The following is a 25793-nucleotide window of genomic DNA, read 5'->3' as shown; positions in this document are numbered from 1 at the left end:
CAAATAAGGAATAGCGTAACAGCACCTTTATCTGCTGTCACTCTATTCCTCTCCTATATTCTACTGATGAACCCTGTCATTCCTCTAGACTGGTTACCCAAATACGAATTTAAACTACAATTCAATCGTTCCTTAATAGAAAACTACCCTCGCAGATAAAGGAACAAGTTGAAATTTAGCCGGTAGCTTCGTTGATCCAACTGCTATTTTCTACGTGATTTTTTTCGATAAAAAAGATCATCCCATCGATTAAGAAAAAAATCTCGGGAATGCTGAGGCTGTTTTCTATAAAACAGCTAACATAAAGGATTGTTCTTCAAGAGATTAAATGAGTGATGCATCTTTAACATGAAATCCTTCAATTTTCAAGGGATTAGACTTCTTGATTGGCCCAGAGTATTATATAATTTACTTAAAACGAACGATTTTTTATTCAATCCTTGATTCTTCCCACAGGATCTTAAAAGGCGGTGACATCAATGTTAGAGAATTTATCCATCAACCTGCATCGCGACAAGGCATTTTCCCGTCAAGTAAAAATTCTGCAAGTGCTAAATGCCGCACCAGCGGGGTATCATCCGCAAGAGTTGGCGACATTATTAGGACTTTCCTTGCCTACAGTCACTAAAGAATTAAGTATTTTAAGCGACAGCTTGCCGAAAGATCTGGTCAAGATCAAACTTTCTGGAAGCAACCTCGTTTCGATCGAGTATGCCCCAAATGCGTCGATCAATTCTGCCATTCAGCTTTTGGGCATGGAAACGCTGGAGTTTAAAATCATGTCTAGTATCATTGATAATAAAAAATACTCTATTCACCGAGCAACGATCGAATTCGGCTATTCCCGCAGCCATCTGTTGCGAACGATCAGTTACATGAACAAGTCTTTACAAACCTATTCTGTGACCATCGCCACGAATCATCTTGACTTTATCGGTACCGAAGCCGATATTCGCTTTTGTCTGTTTGTCTTCTTCTCTGCTTACGGCGATAGCACGATCTTAGATAAAGACAGCCCCGCTGATGCGCGTCTGCTGGTTAAAAAAGCCAAGGAAGCCAACAAAAAAGATTTGCATTACAGCCATTATCGCCTTGCTCTATGGCTGAGTATTGCCAAGCGCAGATGGCGCTATTCTTACTTTTTGACCTTGCCACCTTCTTTAGAACGAAATCTATTGGAGAAAGAACGTTATAGCATTTTCTCACAATTGCTGAATGACCATTATTTAAAGAAATATCGGATCATCCACTTGCCGCAGCAAGAACTCCTTTGGATCTTCGTCAATGCTCTCCACTGCATTTCGTATAGTACGATGGATATTAATGGAGAAAGCGATGCGGATTACATTTTTCACCATACAGAAAAACCAGAAATTCTCGCTGAAGTGACTGCCTTTTTAAAGAAATCCGGGATAGCGATTCCTCCTGCAGCAGCACATAAAATCATCGCTTATCTCGTGAATCTTCGCTTGTTAACGATGATTTCGGCAAATTACGAGTTTGCCGATCCCCAGATCAAAACCTTTGTTGAAGCGACTTTCAAGACAGATTATCTTGCTTGGAATGAATGGTTGAAACATTTCAATGACCAAAGCCGCTTCTTTTCATTTACTCACTTGGAGCACGTCGCAGTCACGCTGACCTTGTTAAGCGAACTATCCCCTAGCACTCAGCTGAAAAAACATTTAAAAGTTGCCTTTGCTTTTCAAGGAGGTGCTGGATTAGATACCTTTTTAGCGGTATCAACGGAGCTATTCAAAAATGACCATACGGAAATCAGTTACTTTTTTGAAGTGGCTCCTGACGAGCAGGAATTGATCCAAAGAGAAATTGATTTGATCGTCAGCAATTTTGATTTGCATCTGAAAAGCAACCCCAAATTTCAGCAATTACGAATTTCGAATGTTCCCACCCTGTCGGACTGGACGATCATTCACAAAACGATTGAAAAATTGATTCAGCCACGGTTTACTCCACTTCATTGAAATAAGAAAACTGACGGTCTTCTTAACCAGAGCTCCGTCAGTTTTTTCTCAATTACTTAGTTAGGCGCTATCAGAAATAGTTTCTGCTATTTTTGCCCCTTACTAAGTAGTCATTTTTTCTACTTTTTAGCTTGTCTATTTTTTTATCTCAGAAAAAAATCAGAATCATTTTGCTTGAATACCCTTCTATCAGCTACTTTTTAAACATCAGTGTCTTAGAGACCAGTTACTTTTGGCTGTTTGAGATCGGTGGTCAAAATCAATTTGGGGATAAGAAAGGAACGACCCCTCAGTTTCCCTAGTGAGCCGATGTAAGCTCCGTTATTTTAAAACCCTTATATCCTTTACCAGAAGGGGGATACACGTTTTAAATAACATTTGTATCTATTTTTTTGATTTACTCTAAAAAAAAGAAATTTTTTCTTCTGACATTTTTTGTATAATTTGGAAAAAGAGAGGGGGACCAATGTGGATTTTATCAAAGAGCTGCACTCCTTTAAAACGATCGTTGAAGAAGGTACGTTTACGAAAGCTGCTGCTAAATTAAACTATGCCCAATCGACGGTTACGAACCATATCAAAAAGTTAGAAGAAGAGTTAGAAGTAGCGTTATTTTTGGAAGGAAAAAGCAATGTACTCACGTTGGAAGGTGAATTGTTGAAACAGGCGGTTCCTGGTCTGATCGCTCAGTGGGAGGAGGTCAAAGAACAGTTGCTCAATGCTTCGAACACAGTCGAATATTCTTTACGGATGGGCATCGTCCCCCCTTATGACATGTTGATTTTACCGGAGCTTCTCCATGTATTTTCCCACCAATACCCAAAAATAAAATTCGAGATCATGGTGGGATCCACGCTGGCATTAGCCGATGCATTAAAAGAAAATCGTATTGATTTTGCGTTATGCTCACTTCCTCACGAAGATTCCTTTGTCTATGAAGAACTTTTACAAGAAGAAATCTGCTGCATCACTTCGATCACGAACCCATTGATCATTAAGGAATTAGCCGACCTTACAGGAATCCATCTATACAGTTCCGGCGGTGACTGTCCTGCACTTAGAAATATCGAGGGCTACCTTGACCAGTGTGTACCTTCGCTCCAATGGGAATATGTCAGCAGCAGCACGACGATTCCTTATTTGATTGAACAAACAGGCTTCTGCGGTCTAGTCCCGCGTTCGATCATTGATCAAACATGCGCTCAAGTAAAAATTTTATCACTGCCTTTACCGAATCTCCGCATGACGATTGGCTTACTGTCAAAGCAACCATTGACACTTTTCCCGAATATTACAAAAAAGTTTGTCTTTGAGTTAAAAATGCGCTTACTGTAATTGTTATAAAATCAGTTTGATCACGATCGATTTTTATGCAGTTATTCTTCAAAAAAAAATAATAGTATTTATTCTAGCAGCAAAGAAGCAGCGTGAAAACAAATAGCCGCACAACCTCTTTCTGTTCTACAGACGTTGTGCAGCATAGCTTTTCATTTCGCTTATTATTATTCAATCAGATGATTACCTCTTGTTTCGCCACTCACTTTTTGTTATCATTTTACTTTTTTTATGCAAACTGGTACGATTATTCATGCTATCCGCAGGAGATAAAAAAGCCACTGTTGTTCTTTACATTTCAGAATTTTTTACCGATTATAAAAAATAGAAACGTTCTTTCATCCTTTCCAATGTATACTCTACTTTGGAAAAGAACAATCACCAAAAAAGGCTGGACTTGAAAACCGTTCGATCATGTTTTTAGTAGCAGGCAGTTATTGCTCAAGGAGCCTATTTTTGCAATTGTCAGAAAAAATAGACGATGAGAAAAGGAGGAAAAACTATGTTTATCATTGAAGCGATCTTCAGCTTTCTAAGAGACACATTAGGTGTGATCCTGGCCATTCTCTTAGGGACGCTTTGTTTGTCGATGGTGATCAATCTGATCGTTATCGTTGTAAAAAACACCTATTCAAAATTTAAAAAGAATTATTAACGAATCGCTGTCTTCTAATAGATAGCTTTTTTAGATAGTTTTTTCAACCTCTCAGGTCTCTTTTTTGCCTTTGTAGTATCTTTTTTCAAATTCAATCCAAGATTTGCTGAATTCATGGTTGGAAAAGGCACTTTTTAAGCCTGAGCGCTGCTTAAAGCGAAAGACCTCTTCGCGGTCCATCCCCAATTCCTTGGCAATTCGTTCGTCCGACCACTCGTTGGCGACCAACTGTTGCACGATGTTTCCCATCTTCTCGATGCCATGGGTACCACGTGCTCGATTGTGGCGAATCGTTGAAGCGATGCGATTCTCAAAAGGCTTATCGATCACTGTGACCGGAACGCTTGGCAATTCTAAGCGATCTTTTGCTACGACATACCGATGAAACCCATCGATCAAAATATACTTGTCCTGCTCCTTATCGTGGTAACAAACCAGTGGCTGCGTAAAGCCATCTTCCCGAATCGACAGTTCCAGCAAATCCATCTCTGGAGCAGCCACGGTGTTGGGATTATACGTATTCGCGTGAATCTTGCTGACTGGGATCAGCTTCGCCGCTAACACTGGAAAATCGATATCGCTCATGAGGTACTACACTCCTTTTTAGAAATGAATAATTTTTTGTTTGTCGATAGACCGCAAACCCTTTTGACTCCAAAAGTGCAATTTCACTAGGCTGGTTACTAGAAGCGAGAATCTCTGCTTCTGGGTAGTTGCGGCTGATATCCACCAACATTTTCCGTAAAAGAAACTTTTTAAATTGAGCAGTTGGATCTTTTTCATAAAATTCCCCTAGCTCCACTTTATTGACGCCTTTTTCATAATAAGAAAAAGCGGTCACCCGTTTTTCGTCATCAAGAATCACATACCAGTAGCAGTTCTCATCATTGACTAAGTACGGAAATTGCTGCTGATACACCCGTTCCGCAAAAAATGCCCCCATCAATTGATAGAATTGGCTTTTCTTATACGGTGGAAAAAACAAAACCAATCGTTCGTTCACAAAACCCTTCCTCTCTAGGGACACATTCGTCCATCGTTAGGTGATTTTTTTCGTTAAATACTCATATTTGGCATTCAATTTTTTTAACTGATACTTGGGTAAATGCTCGATTCCCAACGCCGCCCCAAAATCGACCGCCAACTCATACAATTCCGTCTCATCTTTTTTCGTCAGACTGTATTGTCGCGTGCTCAAAGAAAAATCATTTTTTTCTAACGCACGAGCGATCCCTTTCCAGTCATGCCAGAGTACTTCGTTTTTCAGCCACTCCTTACGTTTGGTCACATCGGGGATGTCTTCCACTTCGATCCCGTGCTTTTCTCGATAATGATCAATCAAGATTGTGATTTTGCGGTAATAATGGTCCTGTAATTTCTTTGAATAAAGTCCAATTGATTCCAGTAAAAAGACCGCATACTCTTGCCAAGTCATATGACTTGGCTTTCTCGTATTGTAATGCGCCAATAATCCCGTCTGGGCATACAATCGACCAAAATTGGCTCCTGACACGCGGTTGACGACGCGTTCCCACGTTTCCGGTTCCACCAGAGCATATTGGTATAAGCCTTTTCGTTGTTGCATACCATAAGGCTGACAGATTCGCATTTGATGAATCGGAACGCCATGATCATATAATTTTTCATAAAAGCCATTGATCGGCCAGTCAAAATGGGCATAGGCGCCCCAGACATCTTCTGTCTTCCAATCATAGATGGGGTAAAAATTGACGACCATGGAATCTGCTACTTGCCGTTTGATCCAGCATTGCTTCCGAAAGTTATACTTTGGCGAAGTGATCGACCGATATCGGTATAGACTTTCCTGTGTTCGGATGCCAACGCCACAAGCAACGGGTTCACACTGATGATAGTTTGCGTACCAGTGAGCAAAGTTTCGTAAGAACTTATCTGGATTCATATTTGCACTCTGATAGATTTCCATCAATGATTCATCTAAATCAGCAAGTGAAATTGCATCTTTTGGCATCATCTGTACCCACTTCTCACGTTCTTGTTCATCCCACATCAGCCATTGTGGCTGAAATACGCTAGTGTTGTTGTCCTCGTAAAAGGGCAAACAGAAGTGAAAGGTTTGATTGATAGTTGGTAACGCTTTGATTTTTTCCATGAACGTTCTCGTAGCATCATAATTTGCCTCGATATCTAAAATCAGCAGATCAAAAGTTTTCTTTTTTTGTCGGGCGACTTGGTCAGCCAACTGAATCATGGCACCGCTATCTTTTCCACCACTGAAAGAGAAATAAACATGGGGAAAGGTATCAAAAATATATTCCAGGCGCGTCATCGCCGCTTCCAGCACATTATCCTTACAATATTTCTTCATAAAAGCTCATGTCCTCATTTTATTTGTCCTTTTTTTGAATAAGTATTACATTCTAGTATAAAGTTTCACTTAGCTTCTTACAAGGACTTAAGGGAGATTTTGCATTCGATACATGCAAATAATTGTTAGCTATCATTGCAATGTGTTCCCCATTGCTCACTACTATTCCTAGTAATCAAGAAAAATAGTAGAAAAATTCCTTCTGAAACAAGTTTTATTGCTTTTCTTGATTCATTCAGCCAAAAGGGTTTGAAGGACTTTTTCAATACGCTTCACTTGTTTTTCATTGAAGTGGGACAGCCATTCTTGATCCGCAAGTAAACGCTGAATCTCTTGCTGAAGGTCTTTGTATCGACTGGCTTCCTGGATGTTTTCAGTCATTTTCAAGAAATTACTAATTTTTTCTCCTTTAGGCAGCAGTACATACTCTTGCTTGATCCCTTCAAACTTGTCTTCATGATCAATCACCAAAAGTTGAGTGATCAAATCATGAGCGATCCACCGATGATAGGAGTTTTTATGGGTATGCAATGCCCAGATCCGTTCCCATTCATCATAAATCAGCTCAGGGTTTTTAACGGCTACTTCTTTAATGATCAAATAACTATTAAAATACTCATTGATATGATTTTGACCATCAACGATATTCTCCACTAGCCTCTCTCTTACCTTTCGATCATCGATCGCCGTTTGCACAAACGGTTGGGGATCAAAGGATGTTGTCTGGAAATGACCTGCGATTTCTGGGTAATCCATGCTTTCACCTTCTTTAAAAATTATAAGATTATTTTACAGGTTTGAACCTCTAAGTTTATTTTAACAGAATCTATGTGCGAAAAAAGTGGCTTTTATATTCCCCTTCTTTTATCAATCATCCATTCTGATAACGTAGGTAGACTAACGCCACTTTGAATATCATACTTTTTGGAAAACCCAATTTAAAATTGAAAACAGCTGGAAAGAATCCTTTCGATCCTTTATCCACTAACACTGCTATCTATTGATTTCTTCGGTTCGTCTATTGAGCGCTAGGAAAAGTGCAAGCTTCCTTTTATATCCTTTTCTGAAAGGAGCCCTTCACAAGAGAACCTGCTGGCAACTACTTTCTCGTTAAATTCCCAATGTCACTGACACAAAAAAAGGAAGTCCCGCGTTCGGGACTTCCTAACGTTCTTTTCTCTTCAAATACTATTTCACGCATAGCTGCGAGATGCTGGATCACGCGTCCTTTCTCCGAATACCTCGGTCGGTAGGCATTTTGATCCATTGTTCTGGTGGACGCTTTCTGATTTTTTTTGGTGCAAACATCAGTTGAATAGTTCTTTTGACAAAGTTATTTCGGTATACGTTTTCCATAACTTCCACGCCCTTTTCAATTGATTTAGGAAGCGGTGACGTCGATCCTTCTTCCTATTTTTATTATAAGCCCCAATCCGGTACAAAACAAACAATTCAGCTGCTGTTTTCTCCCATTCGTTTAGATGAAATCTGTGGTTGCTGCTAAAAAAAGAGGTACATATTCTTGAATAAAGTTCAATAAGCCACCGCATATTTATTGAAAAAAATAATGAAAAATTGCAGAAAAAGATCGAAACTACTCGAGACAAACGCCAAAGGGCTGTGTTTTTGAATGAAAAATCGTTTCACTTTACTTTTTCTTAAATTTTAATTATTATTCTTTTGAAATAAGAATAATGAAGGAGATAAAAACATGGAAAAATACCAAGTGTTCCCTGGTCAAAACTATCAGGCAAATGTTATTGGCTTTACCGGTTTACAAGAAGTTAGTGTGATTCATGTTTACGAAAATACTGCAACTGTTCTAATCAAAGAAACAGCTGAAACAGGTGTTGCTAAGCTATGTAATTTTCTAGTTGGTGCCACACAATTAGTTAGTTGATCCTCTTTTATTAACCAAAACATGAGGAGCCATTTGCCATCCAACATGTTGTAGGAAAACGATCTGAAAGTAGTCCTTTGTGAGCTTGCTCTTTTCCTATTCATCAATTACAGCAGTATTTTTATTTATCTACTCAATATCTCTCTACTTTATATATAAATAGTGTTAGAATGAACAAAAGGAAACGTATCAGGCTTCCCCCAAGAGAATCTTCCCCAAGTACTCTTGTCTGATACGTTTCCTATTTTTGTGGCGAAAAAGCCACAGACCAATGGTAGCCCTTTACTCTGTGAAAAGCAAGCATTCAAAATTGATTTTTTCTTTATTTTTTTATTTTATCTCCTCAAATTCCCTTTAAAAATCAGGCAAAAACACACCTCTCGTAATAAGGTGTGTTCTTTTTTTGACAATGATTATTCACGAATAATAAGTTCATAAGGCAGAATGATCTGTTCTTGTTTTCTTTCTTGAAACAAGCGAAAGGCTTCTTTGCCGCACTGATTCAGATGAAACTCAACGGAAGAAAAATGCAGCATTTGACTGATAAGCAGGTTTTCTTGTCCAATCACGATGGGTGCTGTCCCGTGGGAGTATTGATTCAAAATCATTGCTGCGATTTCGTCTCCATTTGTGATCACCCCATCGATTCCTCGTTCTTTAAAAAAGGCTGCTGCGGAAATCCCGTCTTGGGCTTTGATACAATCCCAATAAATATCGGCTTCCGAAAAAGCAGGAAACAGCTCCTTGGCTTTTGCGATGGTATTGACTGAATTGCAGCTAAGACGTTTGCTGCGCCCGAGCGTCAGTCCCAAACGTTTTACGCCTTGTTCTTTTAAATAATTGATACTAGCTGTCACAGAGCCGACCAAGTCGATCGCAACGAAAGGAACAGCAGTACCGGTCGAATTTTCACAAAAAACGATCGGTCCTTTTTCCATGTAGGGATAAAACGTCTCGATATGATTTGCGCGGGTAATGACGATCAATCCGTCAAACCCTTTTGCAGCGAATTCTTCTAGATATTCTAGTTCCAATTTCCGATCAAAATTGGTCGGCAATAACGTCACTTTGTATTTTTTAGCAAAGGCTTCTTCCATAATGCCATTTAGAATCCCATCAAAAAAGGCGTGATTGACAAACGGCACGATGACCCCAATATTATAGGTTTTCCCCGAGCTGAGCTTTTGGGCTATTTTATTCGGTTTGTAATCCAGTTCTTCCATCACCGCCAAAATCGCTGCTCGCTTTTGCTCATCGACATAAGGATGGCCATTGATCACACGAGAGACTGTCGTGATCGAAAAACCAGTGATTTTGGCTATATCGCGTATCGTTGCCATTTCCTTCATTCCTATCTGTTTGTTTTACGATTGACCTAAGTCTACCATAGAAAATTTACTGATTCACTTTCGATAAATTTTCTGAAAAGGTCCCTCGGTTGATTGTACGGTATGAAACGAGTTTCATAGCAAGACTTAGACTCCTTGAAAATAAAAGAAATTTATTTATAAACAAAAACTGATTGCTTAGCAAGCTACAAGCGCTACTTAAGCAATCAGTTTTTCTACCATTTACTGAATCATTTCTTTTGACAAGCTTTTACGTTTCTTCGTATACCTTCGCATCAGTAACTCGATTCCCTTATCCGCAAAGCGTTGCATATAGGCGGAAAAATTCAACAAGGCAATCAAGAGAATGAGGTTGAGATAGCTGGTATTGCCTAGGTTAAAGAGGTCACGACCTACGATCAAGGCAGCAAAGTACAAGATCTGGGTGCTGAAAAAAATCATCGTTCGATAGCTGTTGATAGCTGGATAGACTTTTTTCTGGATCAAGCGATAGTTCCAAGCGGTAAAAATAATGCTCATGATCGATAGAGCTTTGCTGCTACTGTTGAACCAATAGCCAAAGTTGATGATCAGCAGAGTTCCTACCGTAATCGTCAATGCTGTTGGAAAAGCATTTTTGAAAATCGTTGTCATAAAGTCCCCTTTGATCCGATTGAAGTCTGGTTCAAAGTTTAAAAAGAAGGTCGGAATGCCGACAAAGCAGGCATTGATGATCGTTAATTGGATCGGCTCAAAAGGATAGGTCGTTCCTGATAACAACGTCCCCATAGTGATCATGATGGAGAATAAGACTTGCACTAGCACCAATGAACCTGAGCGAGTAATGTTATTGATTACTCGGCGGCCTTCATCCATGACCGAGGGCAAAGCATCGAATTGATTTTCCAAAAGCACCAAATTTGATACTTGGCGCGCAGCATCGACACCGGAAGCCATCGCGATGGAGCAGTCGGCTTCTTTCAGCGCCAAAACATCATTGACGCCATCGCCAGTCATCGCGACAGTATGCCCTTGTTCTTTCAAGTAGAGTACCATTTCTTTCTTTTGTTGCGGCGTCACTCGACCAAAAATCTGATAGTTGCTGACAGCTTCTTTTAATTCGGCTGCAGTTAATTTTGATACATCGATAAAATCAGCAGCCCCTGGTAGATTGACTTTTTTCGCGATTTGACTGACTGTCACTGGATCATCGCCAGAGATGATCTTGCATTGGATTGCTTGTGAACGAAAATACTCCAAGGTCTCTTTGGCATCTTCACGGATCGTGTCTGACAGTAAATAAAATCCTAACGGTTCAATATCCGTCGGCAGTCCTGCCTCCTCATAGCCTTGCGCACTGTGCGCCAAAACGATCACCCGGTAGCCTTCTTCTGCCAGCTGTCTTTCCTGTTTTAAGACAGCTTCATGGTTGGTTCCCAGTAAAATCGACGCAGCTCCGATGAAATAAGTGCCTTGCCCTTCAAACGTGACGCAACTGAATTTGCGGTCAGATGAAAAGGGGACGACTTGCTGCATCTGGTACGTCTTTTTTTCTGGGAAAAAGGTTCGCAGCGCCATTGCCGTTGGGTTCTGATCGGGTAGCTGCGCCATTAAGTTACCAGTGATTTCTGCCAACGGTGTTTCTGAATGAAAGGAAATCGTCTTTTCCACCGTCATCTTGCCTTCGGTGATCGTGCCCGTTTTATCTAAGCAAAGAACATCGACCCGTGCCAAGGCATCAATGCAGTTCAATTCCTGCACCATCACTTTTTTGCGCGCCAGATAGACGGCACTGATGGTCAACGTGACACTCGTCAATAAAAACAAACCTTCGGGGAACATCCCTACAGCTGCCGCCACCGTCCGTAAGATGGCGGTGTTGAAAGCCGCATGAGAGAAATAGAACTGTTTGACAAACAAGAGGGTACATAACGGTACCAAAATCAAGCTGATCCAACGAATGATTTTATTCAAACTGCCTTGGATCAAGTATTTTTGTCGTTTGATGGTCTTGGCTTCTTTGTTGATTTTTGCGATATAGTTATCAGCGCCTACGTGGATCACTTGGCACAACGCTTCACCAGCAGTGATAAAACTGCCAGAAAACAACTCGTCTGCCGGCTGTTTGTGGATCGTATCCATTTCACCAGTCAGCAAGGATTCATTGACTTCTAAAGATCCTTGAATGACTTTGGCATCCGTCGGCACTTGATCCCCGCTTTTCAGTCGTAACACATCATCCATTACGAGTTTGTGGATCGGCAAATTCTCCAGCTTACCATCCCGATAAACATCGGCTTTGGCAACTTTTAGCAGTGCCAGCTTATCTAGCGTTCGTTTGGAACGAACTTCTTGAAAGAGATTGATGATCACATTGCTGAAGACAACAAAGACGAACAAACCGTTTTGATAAGAACCCGTCAAACAGACGAGAAAGAATAGGACACAGTTGATTAAATTGAAAAAGGTAAAGATATTAGTAAACAGGATTTTCGGGTACGTATTCGTCGTATCCTTTTTTGTCTTATTGACTTGACCGCGCTGCACCCGCGCCTTGACTTCCCCTGACGTTAAGCCAATGGTTTGGTTGTTTTCGATGATCCTCACCCTTTCTAATCATAGTCATTTACTTTTCGTTTGCTGAATATTCTGCAAACGTGCATCGGACTTGGGAATGGTTATGTGTTTTTTCTATAAAACCAATTGGCGGCGATTGCGTAAGTTACGCCATCATCTATCGGCTTTTTTCCGTAAAAAAACAAGTACTGTCTAAAATATAGCATACCCTTTTAAGTAATGGCGTTTCATTTTTGTCACCTTCGCGTCACTTTAGGAATTAAAATAACAGTTTATTTTGTTAACTCACCCCCCTACACATCAAGCGATCACAGGCTTCATCGGTTGTTTCTTACGATGACACAAAACAAAAAAACAGCTGATCTTCACAGATCAACTGTTTAACAATTCTTTAAGTCAGCTTTTTCTAGCAGCTATTAGCAGCATCATTGGTCGGCGCATTTCGTCTTTCATTCCCGGTACTTCCAGTAATTCTTCTGGCGGCTGCGGCTCAATCACTTTTTCTAAAATGAAGCCGTTTTGCAATAAGGTCATTAAATAGGTTGTCAGGGTACGATGGTATTTGGTCACCGTTTCACCTAAAAATTGCGCTTCCCGCTTGCCTTCATAATAGTAATGATCGACTGGGAAATGCTGGATTTCCCCCTGCATATCATACTGCCAATCTTGCGATCCTTCCGCAGTATAAACCGGATGCTCCACCGAAAATACGAGTACACCACCAGGTTTCAGCCAGACCGATATGCTTTTGATCAATGTTTCGAACGTTGCCACATAGTGAAACGCCAATGAACTTAAAACAACGTCTATTGTGGCTGGAGGAAGTGTCACTTCTTCCATTGCGACACATTGATACGTTATTTTCGGATCAGGGTGCCTTTTCTTGGCCTCCTCGAGCATCCGTTGAGATATGTCAGTTCCTAGTACTGCTGCCGCTCCATGGTTTACAGCATATTGGCAATGCCATCCATACCCGCAGCCTAAATCAAGTACCTGCTTTTTTTCGAAATCAGGCAACATTTTTTCTAGCGTCTGCCATTCCCCAGCTCCTTGCAGGCCTTTTTGCGAACGAGTCATTTCACTGTATTTCGTAAAAAACGTTTGGTCATCATATTTGTTTTCTTTCATCATTTGTTCCTCCCATGTAAATCGTTTTTTGCTGGTCTTGATCTACATGGGCTTAGGCAATTTTTTGGGAAATAATGCCACCACACATCAGCTTTTTCCTCCTTGCTCTGATTAACGCCATCATAGCACGATTTTCAGTCTCTCACAATTGATAGCAAGTCGCTGGCGCTTCTTTGCCATTGTTTCTCAATAAACCGTTTTTTTATGTACAGCAAAAAATCACACTATGAAAAGGGTGTGATTTTCCTGTTCGATTCATTCATTTCTCTATTGATCAATGCAGTACTTCCTTTTTCCATTTTCGGATTTTCGTTCGGAAATTGGTAAAGGGTGCTACTGTATTGATATGGATCCATTTATAGACTGGCCACTGTGCTTTGGTGGTTGCCCAATCCCGCTGCCCTGCTTCAAACAATTCCTGATCGGATAAGCCTTCGATCCACTGGCAAAGGGCCGTCACTTTTTGGTCTAAGAGCTCTTGCTGCTGTGCTAAGGTCAAACTGCCATATGTCTGATAAAAGGATTGATACAATCCGCCAAGGTTGTTCCATTTATACCCTTCAGCAGGTGTGTGAACGCTCATCCCTTGTTGTTCCTGTGCTTCCCATGACAATAACAAACTGACCCAGCCGATTTGGTAAGACAAGTTTTCTGAAGGCGTCTTATCGACCCCAGCTGTTCGCTGATTTCGTAACGCTTCGGGAATTTCAACAAATTCTTGGCGAAATTTTTGGTAACGTTCTGTGATCTCTTGGATCAAGTCTGCTTTGCTTTCGTACTGTCTCATTGACTGTCCTCCTATTCAGGAAAATGGTTACTCTTTGTCGCTTTCTTCAATGGCGATAAAAATCGTTACTTCGCCGTCTGGCGCATACTGTTCGAAATCAAAGGAATACCTGCGCTGCAACTGCCGGTTTTCTTCCTCTGACCAGACTTGACGCCAAGTAGTCAGAATGCCCTGCGCATCGCGCCGATCGACCGGATACTTTTTCCAAGTATATTTTTCTGTATCAAAGTCTGCTTGCTCCGTTTCTTCGCAACAAAGCGAAACGGCATAGTCTCCTTGATAGTTTGACTCATACTCGTGGTAAACGCAAGCGATGACCGTTCCTTTTTCTGCGGCTTTCTTGACCGCCTCGCTGTTTTTCTCCCATAAGCCAGTGATTTTTGCTTGAATCGCTGGATCAGTAAAATTATTGGTTCTTTCCGTTGCCATTATCGAAAATTTCATTAGTGTTCCTCCTTCTTTGTCTTTATGATACGATAGAAACCTAGACACCTTCTGTCAGTGTTTTATCATCTTTTATAAAAGGAGTAAACCAAGTGAGCACGACACGCCTGTTCGGCCTTATCTACCACCTGTTGAATCATGAAAAAGCAACTACAGCTGAATTAGCCAAACAATTTGAAGTCTCGACTCGCACCATCACCAGAGATATCAATACCCTAAGCAGTATTGGCGTGCCCATCTATACCGAAACGGGTCGAAATGGCGGCGTTTATCTGTTAAGCAGTTTTGTGTTGGATAAAGTGTTATTATCAGAGGAAGAACGGAAAAACCTGCTTTTGGCGTTGAAAGGGATTCGCCAGCTGACGCCACAGATCAGCGGAGAATCATTGGCAAAACTGCAATCCTTATTCCAGCAAAACGATGCAGACTGGCTAGAAGTTGATTTTTCCACTTGGCATCGGCGAGAAAACGGCAACGACACGTTTGATTTATTAAAAAAGAGTATTTTAACGAACCACGTGATCACCTTTGACTATATCAGTAAACAGGGACCGCAAAAACGCGTCTGTCAGCCTTACAAACTGCTTTTTCGTTCGCAAGCATGGTATCTGCAAGCCTTCGACCAGCAAAAGAATGCCTTTCGGACATTTAAAATCAGCCGTATGAGTCAGGTCCACGTCACTGAACAGCATTTTTTTCCGGTCACTGCGCCTAATTCTGCCATTGAATTGACTGTTGACACCTATCCCGCTCGTCTATTCTTTCAAGCCGACGTTCTTTATCGGGTATATGATGAGTTCGATCATCAGGATATTACTTTGACGGAGGAAGGCACTGCTGTGGTTACCGTTGATTTACCCGAGGAAAGCTGGGTGGTGCCCTATTTGTTCTCTTTTGGAAAAAGCCTACGCATTTTAAGTCCCCCTCGACTAAAGAAGCGTTACCAAGAAGAAGTTGCTGCGATTTATGCCAATTTGACTGAGAACGAGGGTGCGAACTGATTTTTCAAGAAATGGATCCCTATTGAAAGGAGTGTTTGATTTGAAAGAAGTGATCGTAGACTATGGCGGGGTTTCGCTAGCCCGCCTTTGCCAGCAGTTGGAAGAACAGCAGATTCACTTAAACGCGTATGCCAACCAGCTCTTGCGCCATCCCCACCTCTCCCTCAGTGCCGATAAACAGCGTACTACTTGTGTGATTGTTTCCCTTAAAGAACTGGGACTCACACAAGGTGGCTCGTTGACGGAGATTTTTGCAGCTGCACCTTCTTATGGACTGACCGATTGTACATTGGAAATGGCCTTACACTTTCGCCTCAGTTATCATCAACTGGCAAATAGCACCGGACTGAAATCCCAAGGAAAAGCGCCAGCTGCCGCAATCACGATCGCTTCTATGCCTTTGGAGAAAACCGACGATTTCCCCAAAGGATTCTACGTTCGCCGCATCGATGGTTGTGACTGGTTGCGAGGCTATACTTGCGATGCACGCCACCAGTTTGCACCGGATGACCTGTTTTTGTTTCAACGACGAGACCCGCTGTCAGAGACCTTCAACTGAAGGGGGAACAAATAGTTACCAATCAAGCGTCCCCATTTCCCCTTACTGCAATCATTCTGCAAGATAGGGAGAATCCAAAAGGACGAAAGGAGAAATAGATGAACTTAATACCAATGAAAGACAGCGACTACGCTGCCTACTTAGCCAATGCTGTTTTCGAATACGCCAATGACAAAGTCCAAGCAGGCACATGGGCCAAAGACGAGGCCCTCTCCCTCGCCAAAGAAAGCTTTGCTTCTTTACTTCCTCAAGGGACTGCCACTGAAAACAATCACTTGTTTTCTTTATTTGCAGCTGATTTTAGTGAACCGATCGGGGTGATTTGGATCAACACAGCTGCCCAGAAAGCCTTCATCTATGACTTTATCATCGAGGAAGACCAGCGAGGAAAAGGCTATGGCACCAAAGCGTTACAAGCTTTGGAAAAGTGGGCGATCCAGCAAGGCATCACTGAGATCGGCTTGCACGTTTTTGCCCATAATCAATCTGCGTATCAGCTATACAAAAAAATGGGCTATTTGGAAACAGATATTACGATGGTTCGACGTTTCGCTGAATGAGTAGTGTTGAATAGGCCCGATCATTAGTACGAAAAAATTGATCGATCAGTTCCGAGCCAAACAAAAAGAAACGACGAAAAATCATCGTTTCTTTTTGTTTCTATTTACAGAAAACTACTCTTTCAGTTGTGGCTTCTTCAAAAGTATCGCCATTGTTGAATCTTCTTCGCTATAAGGACTGCCTTTAGCATCGCCAAATACCTCACAGATATCAAAGCCTGCAGCCTGAACTTCCCTCAGCAATGCATCTTTTGTAAAATAGGTCGTCCATAAGTAATAATTTGTGGTCTCACCTTCTGCTAAAATCGTTGTTTGCTCCAGCAAGACGTGATCAGGATATTTCCATCGTTGATATAGCACAAGATGGGGCTCCCCCCGCCAAAACCCTTCTGATTCGTGACTTTCCCAGGTCTGCTCTTCATTAAGCGTTAAAAACTGTGCAATCGTAAATACATCGAACAAAAATTTGCCACCCGGTTTTAGATGCGCCAGCACATTTTTTAGCAGTAGTTTGCGTTCCTCTGGATTTAAGGCACCATAGTCGCAATAAATCAAGGTAATAAAATCAAATTGCTGAGGCAATGCCATCTCCAAATAGTTATCAAATAGATAGGTAATATTTAGTTCCCGCTTATTCGCAGAATCTCTCGCATAGGTAAGGGATCTTCTGGAGTAATCAACGCCTGTCACTTCATAGCCCAGCGCTGCAAATTTTTCCGCGTAGATCCCTGGTCCGCAGCCGATATCAAGAAGTTGCGTCTGTTTTTCTGGCGGAACAAGGCGACTGATCCATCGAACGGATTCGTTGATAAAGTCAACCTTTCTACTAGCTCCCTCAAAATCAGGATCCAAATGAGCCTTTAACATTTGCTTGGAAATATACGCATCGTCCCAAAACGCCTCTGCCATTTTTTTATAGAGCGGTGGCCGCTCGATTGCCTTTCTCAATTCTTGGTACATCTTATTTTCCCCTTTCAAAATAATTGAAAAACAAAAAAGACCGCAGATTTCACTCTGCGGTCAACCTTCAAACGATGAAGATCAAAAAGCGAAGAGTAAAATAAAATCAATGATAGGCACTTCAAATAAAACTGCATGCAGTCAATTTTTTGCCTATGAAATTGATTTTATTTACTCTTTTCCAGTCCTACCCCTGTTAACGAAGGAATAACAGCAGATAGGCCGGAGCCATCACCTTTTCCTCTTGTTTTTCTGCTTTTAGTTTAGAAGGCGCCAGTCGATTTGTCAATGGGAATTGACTGTAGACACTCGATTAAAAGATGGTCTTGCCGAAATTCACGCCTTACGGAGTAGAAATTTTGCAAGAACGCTGATTTTTTGCTTCCCTTCACCTGCTGATTTTTTCAACAGGAAGCTGGATCTCAGTCAGCCATTCCTCTTCACTTTCTTTATTCCAAATACCATCAATATAGCTTTCACGAAAAGGCCCTGTGATTCGATAGCCGTTATTTTCAGCAAACTGGATCACCGCAGCATAGGCTTTCGGAAATTCAGTGTAGGCTCCTTTATGGACCGTGCAAACTGCCTCTGGTACTTCTTCTATCTGCTTGAAGGTCAAATTCCCTTGATTATCTTTCATTTCTGTGACCGCTTCGCAAACTTCCACATCAATGTTTTCTTCTTTGTACTCGTTGTCATGATAGATAGTAAAGCAATATTCGGGCAATGCGCAGACGCAACCAGCTGTTTCCATCTGCAGCCCCATTTCTGGGATGATAGAAAACAACCGATCGAAGCTTGGCACGACCATTCTCATTGAAGCGACGATAACCGCTGGCAAACGTTTAACGATCATTTGGTAATTGGCTTCTTCCTGTTGCAAATACCCTTCGATCTGCGTGAGCATCGCCATCCGTTCCGTGATCTCTCTCATCAGTTGCTGTCTCTTGCGATGCAGTATTCGCCTTTCGCTTTCTCCTGCTTGCACTTGTTTGATTTCATCGATGTTATACCCCATTCTGCGTAAAGCTAATAACCGATGCAATGGTGCCAACTGACTAGAGATATAATAGCGATACCCATTATCTCGATCGATAAAATGGGGCTTAAGCAGCCCCACCTCATCATAATAACGCAGTGTTTTTATCGTCACTTGATTCATTTTAGAAAACATGCCGATTCGATACAGCTTATCTGGTGTTTTTTCACATTCTTGTGTCATAACTCTTTCCTCCGTTTCCTGTTATTCCCAACGGAAAAGCTTAACTGCCAAACCAAATCCTATGATCGTCACCACTGTCAATAGAAAAAGAATGAATCGAGGGTCACCGATTGGTTGATCGAGACTCACACTCTTTAACAATTTAACGCCTTGTGTCAATGGCAGAACATTAGCGACTTTTTGCACACCTTCTGGAAAGAGCTCAAAGGGAATCACTGCCCCAGAAAGAAACAACATGGGAAAATAAACCACTGTGCATACGAGATTGGCAATCTTGATATTTTTACACAAACTAGCAATCAATAGTCCTAGGCTATACATGGCAATCATAACGAAAAAATAGCTAGCTATCAATCCTATCCAGCTGCCTTTCATTTGATAGTCGAGAAATACCACCGACACGAATGCGACACCTATCGCTGAGAGTAGTGCAGTCGCTGCAGCTACTACCACTTGAGCCGCAATCAGATGAACTGGAGAAGCTGGGGTAACAAAAAAGTGTTTCAAAATCTTTTTGTCTCGATAATCACAGATAGTTAACGGAATCCCCATAAAGGCTGTTGCGCAAATCCCCACCACCAGCAACGAAGCAAAACTGCCCTCTTGAAATGTATATGAAGTAGCACCAATCACTTTCTCTCCACCGATCATATTCGTCAAAAACAGGACGACCAGCGGCATGCCAATGCCAAAGACGATCCCATCAATTCCTCGCAACGCTAACTTTCCTTCAATTTTTGCTAGTTTCATTACTTTGCTCATTCTATCTCCTCCCCTACAAACCAAAGATATGCCTCTTCAAGTTTTTGCTGACCGCTTCGTTTTAACAGCTCCTTCGTGCTGCCTTCAACTACCTTGCGCCCATGAGCGATGATGCATAGCCGATCACAAAGAATCTCCGCCTCCTCCATATAGTGGGTCGTCAATAGAATCGTCATTTGTGCTTCTTTTAGTTTGAGGAGCGTTTGCCAGACACTTCTCCGTGCTTTTGTATCCAGTCCCGTTGTCAATTCATCCAAAAAAATCACCTCGGGATTCGGGATCAACGCGAGTACAATTGAAAGCTTTTGTTTTTCCCCACCAGAAAGTTTGTCGATGAATTGCGATTCGAATGGTTCCAGCTGAAACAAACGCAAAAGCTCTTGATAGTCTTGAGGCTGTCGATACAAGAGCGTCATCTCTTTGCACAATTCTCCGACGCGAATATTGTTCTGATAACTTGAAGATTGAAGCTGTACCCCCACTTTTTCAAATACCTCACGTCGCTTTTTTTGAGGATCTGATCCGAGAATTTTGACAGAACCTTCCTCTGGTGTTTTGATACCTAAAATTGTTTCAATCGTTGTTGTTTTTCCTGCTCCATTTGGTCCTAATAAGCCGAACACCTCGCCTTTTTTTACGGTGAAGGTAAGTTGATCAATAATTTTCCGACCGTTGATTTTCTTAGATAGCTCGGCAACCTCAATCATTTTTTCCACAGCAATCGCCCCTTTCTACTAAAGCATACTGTCTCCTCTTGAGGGAGAGTCAATAGCCTACTTGCCTTTTTTCATGACGAACAACCCCATACTCATTGGTTAGCTAAAAGCGGCTTTTTCTTTTTGTTCGATAGAGCTACACTATTTAAATCACAATTAACTATTTTTAATTTCTAAGCTTGTTTTTTTCTTCTATCTCCACTATATTTGTGGGTAACCCTATTTATTTCTATGTAGAGAGGATGTTTCCCTTGAACTATCCCTTATTAAATGAACAAATGCCTCAAACCATCATTCGTGTTTGGCGGTTGCGAAGGATTACGTCACTGATTATTTTCAGCCTGATTTTCGCTGCTTCTTTTTGGTTTCTAGCCACGCAAAACTGGCTGCATTTCTGGGTGATCACGCTTTGGTCAAGCATATTGGCGCTGACTTTGATCAGCCATCTGCTTTCTTTTGTGCTGATGAGCTACCGTTACAAATTCCATCGCTACGAGATTCAAGAAAATGATATCGCCATTCAACACGGCTATCTATTTCGCAGCACCACGTATATTCCGATCCGCCGAATTCAGCATATCGAAACAGACCAAGGGATCTTTTTGCGAAAATACTCCTTAGTCTCCTTACAGATTCATACGGCTGCCACCAACCACACCATTGAAGGCCTACCAGTGGCGCAAGCCGAACGCTTGCGAGAAACCATTATGACTTTAGTCGAGGTGGTCAAAGATGATCTATGAAAAACAACGACTGCCGTTGCTGTGCATTGGCCTTTACTGGTTCAAAAATTGCAAAAATTTTCTGGTACTAGCGTTTCTGCTTGTATTCAAATTATTCAACGACGCCCCTTCTTTGCCGATGATTCTGGGCGGCATTCTGCTATTTTTACTGGTCTGTCTGATTTTTGCGGTACTGTCTTACACCCGCTTTACCTTTCAAATCGATCAAACAAGTGTGCTAGTCAACAAAGGACTCTTTATCCAAAAACAAACGATTTTGCCGTTTGAACGCATCCAAACGATTCAAGAGAATCATTACTTTTATTTACGTCCGTTTAAACTAGCTGAAGTGAAGTTGGAAAGCGCCGCAAGTTCGAATGGCGAAGCCGAAATTCTTTTCCCTGCATTGCCGCTGGCTCTCATTGCCTCCATCGAAGCGTCAAAAAAAGCGGCTGCGACACCACAACAGCCGACTACCCAAGCAGTTAGTGGAGAAGAAACAACCCACGATTACGCTACTGTTTTTTCGGGTGAGGAAACAGCAAATCCGCCGTTAGAAACATTCACTTTGAAATTCAAGGAGATTTTCTTGTTTTCTATCACTGATTTTTCTGTTTTCACCTTGGTTCTAGTCATCGGCTACAACGTGATCGACAACATTCCCAATCTCTTTACCTATGCATCGGAATTGCAACAACTCGGCCTTTTATTTGGTGCTGCGCTTTTGCTGGGGCTGTTAATTTTGTTTTTCTTTCTTGCGATTGCTAGAAATCTTTTCCGCTATTATGGCTTTACGGTGGAAACGAACCAACAACAGCTGCTGATCACGCAAGGCTTGTTTTCTAAACGACACCAAACGATACCCCTCGCTAGGATCCAAGGGCTAAGTGTCGAACAAAATCTTTATCGCCGAATCTTTCATCTAAGCTCCGTCAAGTTACTGCTGGCTGCTGGCAGTTCTTCAGAAAGCGATGATACGGTCTATCTGTTCCCCATTTTGAAAGAGGCGCAGCTGACCGAAACATTGGCCCGCTTTTTACCTGAATGGTCGTTTCAACAAACCGCTCTAGTGAAAAATCCGCGACCCAACTTTTGGTACTTTTGCCGTTGGCCACTGCTTATCGGGCTGCTTGTTGTAGGAATCTCCGCCTTCTTTTTCTGGTGGTTAGCGCTGATTTTCTTCGTGTTCTTTGGCTCCTTCGTGTTATCAAGCATCTGGCGGGGCAAAATACAAGGGTATCAATTTTTAGATAACCATGTATTGTTGTGTCAAACGATTCGCGGCTTAACAAAGGTGACCGCTTATCTGAAGAAAAATAAAATCCAAGATTTCACCGTCACCACGACGTATTGGCAGCACAAAAAAGGTCTGGGCAAGTCACAGTTGACCATCAAAACCGAAGATACCTTCACCGAAAGTAAGTTTTTCTACTTCCCATTAACCGAAGCAGAAAAGTTACGGCGCTGGTTTTTGTCGTAGTTCATAAAAAAACGTCAAACAGCAGAACTGACGCGTTGTTTGACGTTTTTTGCAAGTCCTGAAATAAATGAGAAGGAAGCACCAACCATTGATTCGTTGATGCTTCCTTTTTCTATCCCCTGACCTTCCCCTCAACGATTTGCTGCTTTATTGAAGCAGCATCTAAGCCATATTCTTTTTGCAGGAAATCGGGTGTGCCGACTTGACCGAATCGTTCGTTGACACCAATACGTTTTAAGGGGACAGCACTGCCAGTTTCAGCAAGCACTTCGGCGACGGCACTCCCTAGTCCACCGGTGATAGAATGATTTTCGATGGTGATGACTTGCCGTTTTCCCTGAACTTCGCGGATGATCAATTCTTTATCGATCGGTTTGATGGTGAACATGTCGATCACTTCGCAGCTGATTCCTATTTCTGCTAATTCTTCTGCCACTTGCAGTGTTTCAGAAACCAGTTGGCCACTGGCAATCAACAACAGTTCATCGCCTGGTCTTAAAACATTGCCTTTCCCTAGTTCAAAGGTCGAGCCTTTTTCATAAATCGTCGGAACCGCTTTCCGATTGCCTCGTACGTAATGAATGCCGGATAATTGGCTAAAGGTTTTTATGATCCACGCCATTTGGACTTCATCCGCTGCATCGCAGACGATCGATTGGGGAATCATTCGCATCAAAGCCACATCTTCCCATGTCGTATGGGTGCCGCCGTTGTGTCCGACTGCAAACCCCGGATCAGAACCGTAAATATTGATCGTATTGCCGCCATAGCCTCCAGAAATAAACAGCTGATCGAATACCCGGCGCGTTGCAAATGGCCCAAAAGTGTGGATAAAAGGTGTATAGCCAGTTAAACTCAAGCCAGCCGCAACGCCAACCATATTGGCTTCCGCGATCCCCATGTTGATAAAGCGTTGGGGATGTTTGTTGGCAATCGCTGTCCAGCCGCTGGCAGAGCCAAGGTCGGCATCCAACGCAACTAGCTGGTTATTTTCATCCATGAGTTCCACCAATGTGTCAACGACACATGTTCGCAGCTCTTTACCAGCAGCAGTGGTTTTGCTTAATGTAAACATGCCTTAGCGTCCTCCTTCGATTTTTATCGTCAACTCTTTGATTGCCGCTTCTGCCGCTTGATTGATTTCATCCGTGGTAAACTTCACGGAGTGATTGGCATCTAATTCTTCAAAGAAAGGAACGCCTTGTCCTTTCACGCTGTCCAAGACAATGCAAACCGCTTGGTCTTCGATCGCTTTGCAGCGCTCGATTGCCTCATCAATGGCTTGCATGTCTGCTCCTGGAACTTTTTCTGTATAAAAGCCAAATGCAGTCATCTTCTGCTGGATGTCAAAGGGATCAAGAATGTCTTTGGTTGGCCCATCTAGCTGTTTTTTATTGTCATCAATAATGACGATACAGTGATTCAGTTTGAAGTGGGCAATGTATTGGAAGGCTTCCCAGCACTGTCCTTCATTTAGTTCGCCGTCCCCGACGATCAAATAAACAAAATTGTCCTTCCCTGCCAAGCGCAGACCCGTCGCGATCCCGGCAGCCATGGAAGTCCCCTGCCCCAGTGAACCTGTGGTGGCATCAACCCCCGGCGTTTTCCAGCGATCCGGATGGGAAGGCAGTCTCGTGCCGCCCTCATTGATCGTCCATAACCACGACCGATCAAAATAGCCCGTATTTGCTAATGCACTGTACAGTGCGGCGCCAGCATGTCCTTTTGATAAAACGAGTCGGTCACGATCCGCCCACTGTGGATCTTGTGGATTGACCCGCAGCTGTTTGCCGTACAAAACGGCTAATAATTCAACAATTGAAAAGGAACCGCCCAGATGACCTTGCCCCATTTTCTTGATGCTGCAAAGGGTATCTAAACGAATCTTTGCCGCTAAACTTTCGAGTTCGTGGTATTCTTGTTCACTGATTGCCACTATTTATCCCTCCATCCTCTATTTATTCAGAAACAGATTTTGCCCGGCTGTTTTTCTTGAAAATCGTCAATCCGATCAAGACCGCGACTACCGCAATTATCCCTGAGAAGATGGCGATTTGACCGCCCATATTGGCTAAGTTTCCTAGGAAGATCCCTGCAACTCCATAGTCGGTATCAGAGAAAGTTGATCCTTGGAACCCAAGATCCCCCATGACTGGCATCAACAAGATCGGCATGAAGCTGATAATGATCCCATGAATAAAGGAACCAATCACGGCGCCTCGCACACCACCCGTTGCATTGCCGTAAACACCTGCCGTTGCGCCACAGAAGAAATGGGGCACGACACCTGGAATAATAACGGTTGTTCCTGTGAAGACCATGATGATCAAACTAACGATTCCACCGACAAAGCTGGTTAGAAAACCAATCAGAACAGCATTTGGCGCATAAGGAAAGACGATAGGGCAATCCAATGCAGGAATTGCATTAGGAACAAGCTTTTCGGAAATCCCTTTAAAGGCTGGTACGATTTCTGCCAAAATCAGACGGACACCAGCTAAAATCACAAAGACACCAGCGGCAAACGAACCGGCTTGCTGCAACGAATAAATGATCGAGTTCGTGCCATTGCTAAGATTTTCTGTAATAAATTCACTCCCAGCAAAAATTGCTACGATCACGTATACAACAGCCATCGTAATCGTGATACTAACAGTAGAGTCCCGCAAGAAAGACAGGCCTTTCGGAAAATTAATGTCTTCTGTGGATTTTTCCTTATTGCCGACGTATTTCCCAATCAACCCGCTCAATGCGTAGCCGAAGTTCCCCGTATGCCCCAATGCGACGGAATCATTTTTAGTAATTTCTCGAGTAAACGGTTGTGCGATCGCTGGGAAAATCGTGTTACAGATCCCTAACGCTAAGCCGCCAAATAAAACTAGATTAAAAGTATTCATTCCAGTAACGCTCAAAATCACCGCAATCATGCAAGCCATATACAACGTGGCATGCCCAGTCAAATAAATGTATTTAAAGCGAGTGATACGGGCAATCAAAATATTGAAGGCCATTCCGGCTAACATAATAAGTGCGGTATAGGTGCCGTAAGTCGTCAACGCCAGCGCAACGATCGCTTCGTTATTTGGGACGACCCCTTGCATGTTAAAGGCTGCTTGGAACATCTCCCCAAATGGCGCCAGAGAGCTTTCGATCACCCCAGCCCCGGCAGTGACCACGAGAAACCCAACAAAGGTTTTGATGCCCCCTTTGACGATCGTGGCAATGTCTTTTTTCTGCAGCACATTCCCCAAAACGGCGATCAGCGCAACTAAGATCGCTGGGGTACTCGCGATATCAACAAGAATATCTAAAAATTCGTTCATGA

The 25793-nt window shown here is 42.4% G+C and carries 25 protein-coding genes; 9 read left to right on the top strand and 16 right to left on the bottom strand.

All coding sequences use genetic code 11. The features are described from left to right. The first annotated feature begins 479 nt into the window (after positions 1-479). From IGJ01_RS02875 to IGJ01_RS02865, 3 genes are all read left to right on the top strand, one after another. Positions 480-1985 carry a helix-turn-helix domain-containing protein gene (locus IGJ01_RS02875; protein ID WP_430601384.1) on the top strand — a complete coding sequence of 502 codons (1506 nt, stop codon included), beginning with the start codon at positions 480-482 and terminating at the stop codon, positions 1983-1985. A 468-nt stretch (positions 1986-2453) separates the two neighbouring features. Then, positions 2454-3320: a LysR family transcriptional regulator gene (locus tag IGJ01_RS02870; protein WP_008377960.1), complete on the top strand. Its 867-nt coding sequence runs from the start codon at positions 2454-2456 to the stop codon at positions 3318-3320. Between the two features lie 502 nt (positions 3321-3822). Next, complete coding sequence (locus IGJ01_RS02865) at positions 3823-3975, top strand: hypothetical protein (protein ID WP_008377957.1); 153 nt, start codon at positions 3823-3825, stop codon at positions 3973-3975. A gap of 51 nt (positions 3976-4026) precedes the next feature. Here the strand turns inward: IGJ01_RS02865 and IGJ01_RS02860 are convergent, their stop codons facing one another. The 4 genes from IGJ01_RS02860 to IGJ01_RS02845 all read right to left on the bottom strand — a co-directional run bounded on the left by IGJ01_RS02860 (position 4027) and on the right by IGJ01_RS02845 (position 7078). Then, the gene (locus IGJ01_RS02860; protein WP_005232014.1) at positions 4027-4560 is read right to left on the bottom strand and encodes an IbrB-like domain-containing protein; all 534 of its coding nucleotides are present in this window, start codon (positions 4558-4560) and stop codon (positions 4027-4029) included. Next, entirely contained in the window at positions 4487-4978 is a 492-nt protein-coding gene (locus IGJ01_RS02855) for a hypothetical protein (protein ID WP_050790962.1), read from the bottom strand. Before IGJ01_RS02855 ends, IGJ01_RS02860 begins: the two co-directional genes overlap by 74 nt. A 36-nt stretch (positions 4979-5014) precedes the next feature. Continuing rightward, a complete protein-coding gene (locus IGJ01_RS02850) occupies positions 5015-6322 on the bottom strand; it encodes a DUF3440 domain-containing protein (protein ID WP_008377955.1) in 1308 nt (435 codons plus the stop codon). A 231-nt stretch (positions 6323-6553) separates the two neighbouring features. Then, positions 6554-7078: a hypothetical protein gene (locus IGJ01_RS02845; RefSeq protein WP_016619925.1), complete on the bottom strand. Its 525-nt coding sequence runs from the start codon at positions 7076-7078 to the stop codon at positions 6554-6556. Between the two features lie 955 nt (positions 7079-8033). Here IGJ01_RS02845 and IGJ01_RS02840 point away from each other — a divergent pair. Further along, positions 8034-8222, top strand: a complete 189-nt coding sequence (locus tag IGJ01_RS02840) for a hypothetical protein (RefSeq protein ID WP_005227564.1) — start codon at positions 8034-8036, stop codon at positions 8220-8222. 413 nt (positions 8223-8635) lie between these two features. On the opposite strand, the gene IGJ01_RS02835 is transcribed toward IGJ01_RS02840, so the two are convergent. From IGJ01_RS02835 to IGJ01_RS02815, 5 genes are all read right to left on the bottom strand, one after another. Beyond that, the gene (locus tag IGJ01_RS02835) at positions 8636-9562 is read right to left on the bottom strand and encodes a LacI family DNA-binding transcriptional regulator (RefSeq protein ID WP_008377949.1); all 927 of its coding nucleotides are present in this window, start codon (positions 9560-9562) and stop codon (positions 8636-8638) included. Between the two features lie 231 nt (positions 9563-9793). Further along, positions 9794-12157, bottom strand: coding sequence for an HAD-IC family P-type ATPase (locus tag IGJ01_RS02830; RefSeq protein ID WP_430601383.1), 2364 nt, complete (start codon positions 12155-12157; stop codon positions 9794-9796). A 366-nt stretch (positions 12158-12523) separates the two neighbouring features. Further along, positions 12524-13255 (bottom strand): class I SAM-dependent methyltransferase, encoded by a 732-nt coding sequence (locus IGJ01_RS02825; protein ID WP_176273459.1) that lies wholly within the window; start codon positions 13253-13255, stop codon positions 12524-12526. Between the two features lie 274 nt (positions 13256-13529). Next, on the bottom strand, positions 13530-14042 hold the full coding sequence (locus IGJ01_RS02820) for a ClbS/DfsB family four-helix bundle protein (RefSeq protein WP_086316885.1): 513 nt from the start codon (positions 14040-14042) through the stop codon (positions 13530-13532). A gap of 27 nt (positions 14043-14069) precedes the next feature. Next, positions 14070-14486 (bottom strand): effector binding domain-containing protein, encoded by a 417-nt coding sequence (locus tag IGJ01_RS02815; protein WP_086316884.1) that lies wholly within the window; start codon positions 14484-14486, stop codon positions 14070-14072. A gap of 92 nt (positions 14487-14578) precedes the next feature. On the opposite strand from IGJ01_RS02815, the gene IGJ01_RS02810 reads away from it, so the two are divergent. The 3 genes from IGJ01_RS02810 (at position 14579) to IGJ01_RS02800 (ending at position 16606) form a co-directional block, all read left to right on the top strand. Continuing rightward, positions 14579-15487, top strand: coding sequence for a helix-turn-helix transcriptional regulator (locus IGJ01_RS02810; RefSeq protein WP_086316883.1), 909 nt, complete (start codon positions 14579-14581; stop codon positions 15485-15487). Then, positions 15477-16046 (top strand): hypothetical protein, encoded by a 570-nt coding sequence (locus IGJ01_RS02805; protein WP_035006572.1) that lies wholly within the window; start codon positions 15477-15479, stop codon positions 16044-16046. The genes IGJ01_RS02810 and IGJ01_RS02805 overlap by 11 nt, the downstream gene beginning before the upstream one ends. 98 nt (positions 16047-16144) lie before the next feature. Next, positions 16145-16606: a GNAT family N-acetyltransferase gene (locus tag IGJ01_RS02800; RefSeq protein WP_005232035.1), complete on the top strand. Its 462-nt coding sequence runs from the start codon at positions 16145-16147 to the stop codon at positions 16604-16606. A 114-nt stretch (positions 16607-16720) separates the two neighbouring features. On the opposite strand, the gene IGJ01_RS02795 is transcribed toward IGJ01_RS02800, so the two are convergent. The 4 genes from IGJ01_RS02795 to IGJ01_RS02780 form a co-directional block, all read right to left on the bottom strand. After that, positions 16721-17566, bottom strand: a complete 846-nt coding sequence (locus IGJ01_RS02795; RefSeq protein ID WP_086316882.1) for a class I SAM-dependent methyltransferase — start codon at positions 17564-17566, stop codon at positions 16721-16723. A gap of 388 nt (positions 17567-17954) precedes the next feature. Then, positions 17955-18788, bottom strand: coding sequence for a MerR family transcriptional regulator (locus IGJ01_RS02790; protein WP_194199901.1), 834 nt, complete (start codon positions 18786-18788; stop codon positions 17955-17957). Between the two features lie 21 nt (positions 18789-18809). After that, complete coding sequence (locus IGJ01_RS02785) at positions 18810-19550, bottom strand: ABC transporter permease (protein ID WP_413154042.1); 741 nt, start codon at positions 19548-19550, stop codon at positions 18810-18812. Then, a complete protein-coding gene (locus tag IGJ01_RS02780; RefSeq protein WP_016609705.1) occupies positions 19547-20266 on the bottom strand; it encodes an ABC transporter ATP-binding protein in 720 nt (239 codons plus the stop codon). The genes IGJ01_RS02785 and IGJ01_RS02780 overlap by 4 nt, the downstream gene beginning before the upstream one ends. A 251-nt stretch (positions 20267-20517) precedes the next feature. On the opposite strand from IGJ01_RS02780, the gene IGJ01_RS02775 reads away from it, so the two are divergent. Together IGJ01_RS02775 and IGJ01_RS02770 are read left to right on the top strand one after the other, a co-directional pair. Continuing rightward, positions 20518-21009, top strand: a complete 492-nt coding sequence (locus IGJ01_RS02775) for a PH domain-containing protein (RefSeq protein WP_194199899.1) — start codon at positions 20518-20520, stop codon at positions 21007-21009. Continuing rightward, the gene (locus IGJ01_RS02770; protein ID WP_430601382.1) at positions 20999-22468 is read left to right on the top strand and encodes a PH domain-containing protein; all 1470 of its coding nucleotides are present in this window, start codon (positions 20999-21001) and stop codon (positions 22466-22468) included. The genes IGJ01_RS02775 and IGJ01_RS02770 overlap by 11 nt, the downstream gene beginning before the upstream one ends. A 112-nt stretch (positions 22469-22580) precedes the next feature. Here IGJ01_RS02770 and IGJ01_RS02765 read toward each other — a convergent pair whose 3' ends face one another. From IGJ01_RS02765 to IGJ01_RS02755, 3 genes are read right to left on the bottom strand one after another with little or no spacing between them, the layout of a single operon-like run. Further along, positions 22581-23543 (bottom strand): transketolase C-terminal domain-containing protein, encoded by a 963-nt coding sequence (locus IGJ01_RS02765; RefSeq protein WP_142437662.1) that lies wholly within the window; start codon positions 23541-23543, stop codon positions 22581-22583. A 3-nt stretch (positions 23544-23546) separates the two neighbouring features. Next, a complete protein-coding gene (locus IGJ01_RS02760; protein WP_086316879.1) occupies positions 23547-24404 on the bottom strand; it encodes a transketolase in 858 nt (285 codons plus the stop codon). A 22-nt stretch (positions 24405-24426) separates the two neighbouring features. Then, on the bottom strand, positions 24427-25791 hold the full coding sequence (locus tag IGJ01_RS02755; protein WP_005232062.1) for a PTS ascorbate transporter subunit IIC: 1365 nt from the start codon (positions 25789-25791) through the stop codon (positions 24427-24429). Between the last annotated feature and the right edge of the window lie 2 nt (positions 25792-25793).

Origin of the sequence: Enterococcus sp. AZ089 (genome assembly GCF_050547225.1) — a bacterium.
Classification (GTDB): Bacteria; Bacillota; Bacilli; order Lactobacillales; family Enterococcaceae; genus Enterococcus_D; species Enterococcus_D entomosocium.
Note: the sequence above shows the minus strand (reverse complement) of the source record. Positions and strands in the feature narration are given on the sequence as shown.